The following is a 7,275-nucleotide window of genomic DNA, read 5'->3' on the forward strand; positions in this document are numbered from 1 at the left end:
AAACTACATTGCCAGTCAGCGAAAGAGATGGTGGCATTCATCCCTTGTTTGAAAGCAAGGGAATTCTGCCTAACTTCTATTAAAAACTAGCTAAGCTGGAGGCTGTCAGGGGTGGCGCCAGCCGTGGCTACGGCGTTAGACCGGGCGCCTGGTTCTTCCCGGTCTTACACCGTGGGACGTGTTTGGAAACTCGCACGAATTTCGCGAGGTTTCAAACCGAGCTGGAAGCCCGTTATTTGGCTGCAAGCGGTCCCCACAGCGGCAGAACCCCTGACAGCCGCAAGCGACAAATTTTTTGCCTACTTCTCAGCCAAATAAGTGCCAATCACGGCATTCCGCTGATCCAGATATGGTAGATTTGGGGCCACCGGATGGACCCGATTGGTCAGGAAAACCATCGCCTGTTTGGCTTGCTGATCGATAACCAGATACGTTCCGGTAAAGCCTGAGTGCCAGATGACGTGATGCGCAGTCGGCCACTGTGAGGCGGTCAACGCCCAGCCCAGTGAACGGTTGGCCTGACCATTCGGCGTCCAGTCAGCCGTCAACCGATGAATCCACATTGGCGGCAACACCCCAGCCACTTTTTCCGGATACAGGTAAGCCTGACAGAACGTAGCCAAATCCCGGGCCGTACTAAATAAGCCGGCTGACCCACAACGCCGCTGTAACACGTACCCTTTAGGATCGTGAACGGTGCCGCGAATCAATCCGCGCTCACGCGTCACTGCTGTTGGTACGCATTGGCTAACGTCTTGCGGGGTAAATGTACTGTGCACCATGCCCAACGGCGTCAACACACGGCGTTGGGCGGCAACCTGGATTGGCTCGCCAAGTATCCGTTCGACGATCCAGCCCATGAAAATATAATTCACGTCGGCGTAAACCATCTTGCGGTTGAAGGTCGGCCCCACGTGCAGTTGCAGGAGTGCTGCCGTCAAATCGGACGCTGACAACTGATTACGATTGGGGATATAGCCGATGATTCCGGAGGTGTGCGTCAACAGATGACGAATTGTCACCCGCCGATCCTGCCACGCCGGTAACCAGTCACTGACCCGGTCGGTGAGTCGCAAGCGCCCTTGCGCCAGGAGTTGGAGCGTCACACTCAGCGTCCCCACTACCTTGGTCAACGACGCCACGTCGTAAACCATTCCGGGCCGCAAAGCCTCACGATGTGGCACCAATGCTGCCTGCCCCATTTCACCGGTTTCGACCCGATCGCCATCGATAAAGGCATAGCTAACTCCGGGAACAATCCCGTCGATGAGTAACCGTTGTAATGCCGCTTTTGTTTGTGGATACGTCATTCCTACCGCCTCAACTTTCTCTCTGTATTCATTCTACCCCGGAACCGACCACGACGGCCACTGGATTATAAAAACTTAACGGTTGGCTTCCCTACTCGTCTGACAACAAGCGAAAAAAGAGGCCGCAGACATCGCTGTCCACGGCCTCTCACCTTTAAAATCACTAACTATTTAATCTTGATCAACAACCACTTTGCTAGACAACATTCACAGACAATTCTCTGGAAACCAAACGTTGCTAACCACTGATCCATATGACAACCTACAGTTGCAAGAGCCGAAGGTGGTCAGAAATGTAGCCAGCCGTGACGGTGGCGTTAATCCGGGCGCTTGTTTCATCCCGGACTTACACCACAGGACGCGTTTGGAAACTCGCATGATCTTCGCGAGGTTTCAAACCGAGTCGGAAGCCAGTCCTTTGGCTGCAGACGGTCCCCACAGCAGACGGAATTTCTGACCACCGAGGCGGACTCAACTATTAGCTACANAGACGGAATTTCTGACCACCGAGGCGGACTCAACTATTAGCTACATTATGGAGTCGTTAAGCCAAGTTGTTGCCGGCGAATTGGCTGTTGTAAAGGTCGGCGTAGAAACCATCGGCTGCCAGCAAGCTGTCGTGGTTCCCCGTTTCAACAATGTGCCCATGATTCATGACCACAATGTTCTCCGCGTTTTGAATCGTGGACAAACGGTGCGCGACCACGAAACTGGTCCGGCCCGCCAATAAGCGTTCCATCGCGTGTTGAATCAACATCTCTGTCCGGGTATCAACCGAACTCGTGGCTTCATCCAGAATTAAGACATCTGGGTCAGCTACGAAGGCCCGTGCAATTGTCAACAATTGCCGTTGCCCCTGAGAAATATTCGTTGCGGCTTCGTTCAGCACCGTGTCGTACCCCTCTGGTAACTGGCGGATGAAGGTGTCCGCATGTGCCGCCTTAGCAGCCGCGTAAACTTCTTCCTCGGTGGCGTTTTCACGACCGTACCGAATGTTATCGAAGATCGATCCGGTGAAGAGCCAGGTATCTTGCAGCACCATCGCGAAATGTTTCCGCAATTCGGCCCGCGCAACACTACTAGTATTTTCACCACGGTACTTGATCTGCCCAGAGCCCACGTCATAGAAACGTTCCAGCAAGTTAATGATGGTCGTCTTTCCGGCACCGGTTGGCCCAACAATCGCGACCATTTCACCCGGTTTGACCTTCAGATTGAAGTCTTCAATCAGCGGGTTCTTAGGATCGTATTGGAAGGCCACGTTATCAAATTCAATGACGTTGCCTGCATCAGCCGTGTGCTCTGGTAAGGCAGCATCGGCAGACTCATCCATATCGGTTTCATCCAAGACCGCAAAAACCCGTTCGGCAGACGCAATCGTCGCCTGAATCGTGTTGGTCAGGTTGGCCATCTGGGTGATGGGTTGGGAGAATTGGTTGGTATATTGCAGGAAAGCCTGCACGTTCCCCAAGCTAACTTGCCCATTAGCAACCTGAATCCCACCAATAACGGCAACGGCCAGGTAGTCCAAATTCTTCACGAAGTTCATCAATGGGAAGATCAGACTGGAAACAAATTGCGCCTTCCAGGCAGATTGATAATACTTCCGGTTGTGTTCTTCGAATTGTTCCTGTGTGGCGTGTTCCCGATTGAACGTCTTCACAACGGTATGACCCGCGTAAGTCTCTTCAACCGTATCGTTCAGCAATCCCAAGTTCTTCTGTTGACTGGCGAAGAATCGTTGGGACTTGGGAGCGACGATCATCACAACGACCAGACTCAGTGGCACTGAAATCAAGGCCACTAACGTCAACCAACCACTAATGGTCAGCATCATGTAAAGGACCCCGAAGAACGTCAGAACACTCGTCACCATTTGCGACAGCGTCTGTTGCAGTGTGCCCCCGATGTTATCCATATCGTTAGCCATCCGAGACATCAAGTCCCCATTGCTGTGAGTATCGTAGTATCCGATTGGCAGGTGTTGCATCTTCTGCTTCAAGTCACGCCGAAGTTGGTACACAACCTTCTGCGCGATCCAGTTCATGATAACCTGTTGGATCACGTTGAAGACTGCGGCAGCGGCGTACATGATTCCCACGACCAGCAAGATTTGACCAATTTTGTCAAAGTTCACGGGTAAGCTGTGAATCGGCAACCCCGCCTTCAACTCAGCTTGGCCCTTCATCACGCCTTTAAAGAGTTCCGTGGTGGCCTTCCCTAAAATCTTAGGCGTCTTAATTTGTAAAATAACGGCAATTGCGGCAAAAATCAACACAATCACAATTCCTGGAATCCAGCGGCCCATGTAACGGAAGAGCCGAATCGTCGTACCCCAGAAACTTTGTGGCCGCTGTTTAGTTGCGGATCCGCGTCCATTACGCATCGACGACTTCCCCCTTTCGGAGTTGTGAGTCCAGAATTTCTTGGTACGTCTTGTTGGTAGCCTTAAGTTCATCGTGTGTCCCTTGACCCACGATCTTCCCACCATCGATGACTAAGATCAGGTCGGCATCGGCAACGGTGGAAACCCGTTGCGCGACAATGACCGTGACCCCGTTTTGAACCTGTTCATCCTTCCGCAGATCCTGACGCAGTAAGGAATCAGTCTTGAAGTCCAAGGCTGAGAACGAGTCATCAAAGATGTAGACACTGGCGCGCTTCAAAATAGTTCGCGCAATGACCAGTCGTTGCCGTTGCCCACCGGAGAAGTTATCCCCGTCCTGTTCAACGGTCGCGTCCAGGCCACCCTCTTCTTTAACGAAGTCGCTGGCCTGAGCCACATCTAAAGCGTGCCAAATTTGCTCGTCAGTCGCGTCCGGCATCCCATAGACCATGTTGCTCCGAATCGTTCCGGAGAACAGCACAGCCTTCTGTTGGGTAATCGAAATGGCCCCGTGAATGTCGTGTTGGCTCACGGCGGTCAGTGCGGTCCCATTCAGGCGAATTTGCCCGCTTTCGGGATCGAACAACCGTGGAATCAGGTTAACCAGCGTGGATTTCCCAGAACCAGTCCCCCCAATAATCGCCACCGTCTGGCCAGCCGTTGCGCTAAAGTTCACGTCAGTCAATGCCAATTCCTCGGCACCGGTATAACGGAAGTTCACATGATCAAAGGTCAGACTAGCAGCCTCATCCGTTAAATTAGCGGGTTGGTCGGCATCGGTGACCTTTGACTTTAGGTCCATGACTTCGTTGATCCGTGCAGCGGACGCCTGGGCCCGCGGAACGAAGACGAAGATCATGGAAACCATCATAAAACTAATCAGGATCTGCGTGGCATAAGTCATGAACGCCACCATGTTCCCGACGGCCATCGATTGACTCGCAATCAATTGCCCCCCATACCACACGATACCAATGTTGGTGCCACTGATAATCAGCGTGATAATTGGGAACATTAAGGAAACAATCATGAAAACTTTAATCCCAGTCTGCGTGTAATCTTGGTTAGCCCCTTCAAACCGGTCTTGTTCAAACTGATCTTGATTGAAGGCCCGGATGACCCGGACCCCGGTCAGACCTTCACGGAACGTCAGGTTAATCCGATCAATCTTCTTCTGTAAGCTCTTAAATAACGGCACGGCAAAGTACATGATGGCACCGGTAAAGATAGCCAATACTGGTAACGCCACCAAGAAGACCAGCGTTAATTTAGGACTCTTGACGTAAGCCAGTACCCCGGCCCCAATCAACATGATTGGTGCCATCAACATCATCCGCAGCATTTGGACCATGACGTTTTGAATCTGAACCACATCGTTGGTCGTCCGCGTAATCAGTGAGGCATTCCCCACCGTCTCAAACTCTTCGGTCGAGGAAAACGTTACTTTCTTAAACAGTGATGATCGAATTCGTTGGCCCATCTTCTGTGATTGGGTCGCTGCATAGTAAACGTTACCTGCGGACCCTAGCACCCCGATAAAGCTCAGCAAGAGCATTTTACCACCGGTCTGCCAGATGTAACCAATGTCGTTTTGCGCAATCCCTTTATCAATAATATCGGAGGTTAACGTCGGCAACGAAAGATCACAGATAACCTGAATGATCATAAAGCCCACAGCAAGGACCACTGCCCACCAGTCCAAGTGTTTACGGGCAAGTCGCATCATTGAATTTTGGCCTTCTTTCTCTATTTGCTCTCTGGAAACTGTATAAACTACATATGCGATAATTATACTCGCCTGAAATTCGTTTGCAATAACTGATTATCTCTTGGCGAAGCACTGGTAAACCTGAAAATATTTGTTACAATATAGACATCGAAGGGAGAAAAGAACTGTGGCGAGCAACTCAGATTCGATCTATAACGTTTTATCATACATTCACCGACACCAAGACAAGGTTAACTTTATCCCCCAACCCAACAGCAATGTTGTCAGCGTCGGGGTTCCCGATACGGTTCCAGTGGCTAACGCCGATATTTATTTCCCGGAGAACAACCTCCTGGTCAACCGCATGGGTGCAGATTTCCTAGCCAAGAACGGCGACCTGCTGGACGATTTCTTTGAACGGACAAATAGTTCAAAGCTCGACTACCAACAAGTCTGGATTACCACCGGTTACGTCACGAGTGAACACACCTACCTCGTAGAAATGTCATTTGAATAGCGAACCGTCTAGAAAGCCCCGACCAGCGTCGCGGCTTTTTTTAATACCCTCGGCACCCCATTTAGACAGACAAAACGCCCAGAACGATTGTGTCCTGAGCGCTTTTCACATTATAGAATTTAGATGATGCTGGGGGCTTAGCCTAACTGAACAAGGCGTGTGAGGCCCAAACGCCACCACCGATGACCAACGCAGCAACGATGAAGAAGCGGAAGAATGCCGCAAACGCAACGAAGACGATGGCCCCGATAATGAGCGTTCCCACGATACCTAATAGCCAGCCTGCCAAGCCGAACATCAGTCGCAACAGCGGGAATAGCAGTAATAACAAAAGTAATAATAAAATCACGGTGATCGCTCCAATCCGTCATGAACCTGCCATGACTAGAAGACCATTTTACACGATAGCCACCTAGTTTTCACGAATTCGCGCTCAGTTTAACCAAAAATTAGCCAACCGTAATCTGCTGCCGGCCGTTTTGTTTCGAATGGTATAAGTTAGCATCGACACGCTTGTAAAAGTCCAAGGGGTTGCTGTCCTTCACGCTCAACGCGGAGACCCCTACCGAGATGGTCACGTTGATATCCACATCGTTGTACGAAATGGTCAGGTTCTTCACGGCATCGAAGACTCGCTGGGCAACTTCCCTGGTCTGGTCTACATCATAATTGGGGAAAATAATGTTGAACTCTTCCCCACCGGTTCGATACAGGACAACTTTAGGGTCAATGGCTTTCAATGTGCTAGCCACGGTACTGGCAACTCGCTTGAGCACTTCATCCCCCGCAAGATGACCATACGTATCGTTAACACACTTGAAGTGGTCGATATCAAACATCACCATCGACAGATCTGCATCGTGACCCGCACTCCGCCGAAACTCATAGCCGATTGCCCGATCATAGGCGGCGAAGTTCTGGACCTTAGTCAACGCATCCCAGTTGGCCGATTGGAACAGCCGATCCTTGATTCGGCGATCCTTATCCTGAATCTTAAAGTAGCCGTACATCAGTGACACCAGGATCATATAGTTAATCATCTCTTCGGCATACGTGCTCCAAGAGAGGTTAAACCGCATTTTGACCAAATACCACAGCGGTAATGCAAAACCTAAAGCGACGGTCGCGTAACGTGTAAACGGCCAACGCCACAAATGGGTACTCTGTACGTAAGAGAAAACGTAGAAGACTACAAATAAGCCCGTATAGACCCATGACAGGGGTTGGCTAATATTACCATTGAGGAGCATGAACGCAATCCCAGCTAATACAATTAGCCAATAGGGAATGCGCACCTGCAAGAAGTATGCGACAAAAATCAATAAAATTAATTCCTCGATTTAAAATTGAAGTG

The 7,275-nt window shown here is 50.5% G+C and carries 6 protein-coding genes; 1 reads left to right on the forward strand and 5 read right to left on the reverse strand.

Annotated elements, in window-relative coordinates:
* Positions 1–299 precede the first annotated feature (299 nt).
* The 3 genes from FD07_RS11295 to FD07_RS11305 all read right to left on the reverse strand — a co-directional run bounded on the left by FD07_RS11295 (position 300) and on the right by FD07_RS11305 (position 5,422).
* On the reverse strand, positions 300–1,310 hold the full coding sequence (locus FD07_RS11295; RefSeq protein ID WP_020090432.1) for a serine hydrolase domain-containing protein: 1,011 nt from the start codon (positions 1,308–1,310) through the stop codon (positions 300–302).
* A gap of 544 nt (positions 1,311–1,854) precedes the next feature.
* A complete protein-coding gene (locus FD07_RS11300; protein ID WP_020090431.1) occupies positions 1,855–3,696 on the reverse strand; it encodes an ABC transporter ATP-binding protein in 1,842 nt (613 codons plus the stop codon).
* The gene (locus tag FD07_RS11305) at positions 3,689–5,422 is read right to left on the reverse strand and encodes an ABC transporter ATP-binding protein (protein ID WP_020090430.1); all 1,734 of its coding nucleotides are present in this window, start codon (positions 5,420–5,422) and stop codon (positions 3,689–3,691) included. The genes FD07_RS11300 and FD07_RS11305 overlap by 8 nt, the downstream gene beginning before the upstream one ends.
* 169 nt (positions 5,423–5,591) lie before the next feature.
* Between FD07_RS11305 and FD07_RS11310 the strand changes: the two genes are divergently transcribed.
* Positions 5,592–5,921, forward strand: coding sequence for a hypothetical protein (locus tag FD07_RS11310; RefSeq protein WP_020090429.1), 330 nt, complete (start codon positions 5,592–5,594; stop codon positions 5,919–5,921).
* A 142-nt stretch (positions 5,922–6,063) separates the two neighbouring features.
* Here FD07_RS11310 and FD07_RS11315 read toward each other — a convergent pair whose 3' ends face one another.
* Together FD07_RS11315 and FD07_RS11320 are read right to left on the reverse strand one after the other, a co-directional pair.
* Positions 6,064–6,270, reverse strand: coding sequence for a hypothetical protein (locus FD07_RS11315; protein WP_020090428.1), 207 nt, complete (start codon positions 6,268–6,270; stop codon positions 6,064–6,066).
* A gap of 100 nt (positions 6,271–6,370) precedes the next feature.
* Positions 6,371–7,243, reverse strand: coding sequence for a GGDEF domain-containing protein (locus FD07_RS11320; protein WP_020090427.1), 873 nt, complete (start codon positions 7,241–7,243; stop codon positions 6,371–6,373).
* Positions 7,244–7,275 lie beyond the last annotated feature (32 nt).

This window comes from Levilactobacillus parabrevis ATCC 53295, assembly GCF_001434055.1.
GTDB classification, from domain to species: Bacteria; Bacillota; Bacilli; order Lactobacillales; family Lactobacillaceae; genus Levilactobacillus; species Levilactobacillus parabrevis.

Coding starts and splice junctions, on each gene's coding strand:
- FD07_RS11305 (WP_020090430.1), bottom strand. CDS start 5,422: ATGATGCGACTTGCCCGTAAACACTTGGACTGGTGGGCAGTGGTCCTT.
- FD07_RS11300 (WP_020090431.1), bottom strand. CDS start 3,696: ATGCGTAATGGACGCGGATCCGCAACTAAACAGCGGCCACAAAGTTTC.
- FD07_RS11295 (WP_020090432.1), bottom strand. CDS start 1,310: ATGACGTATCCACAAACAAAAGCGGCATTACAACGGTTACTCATCGAC.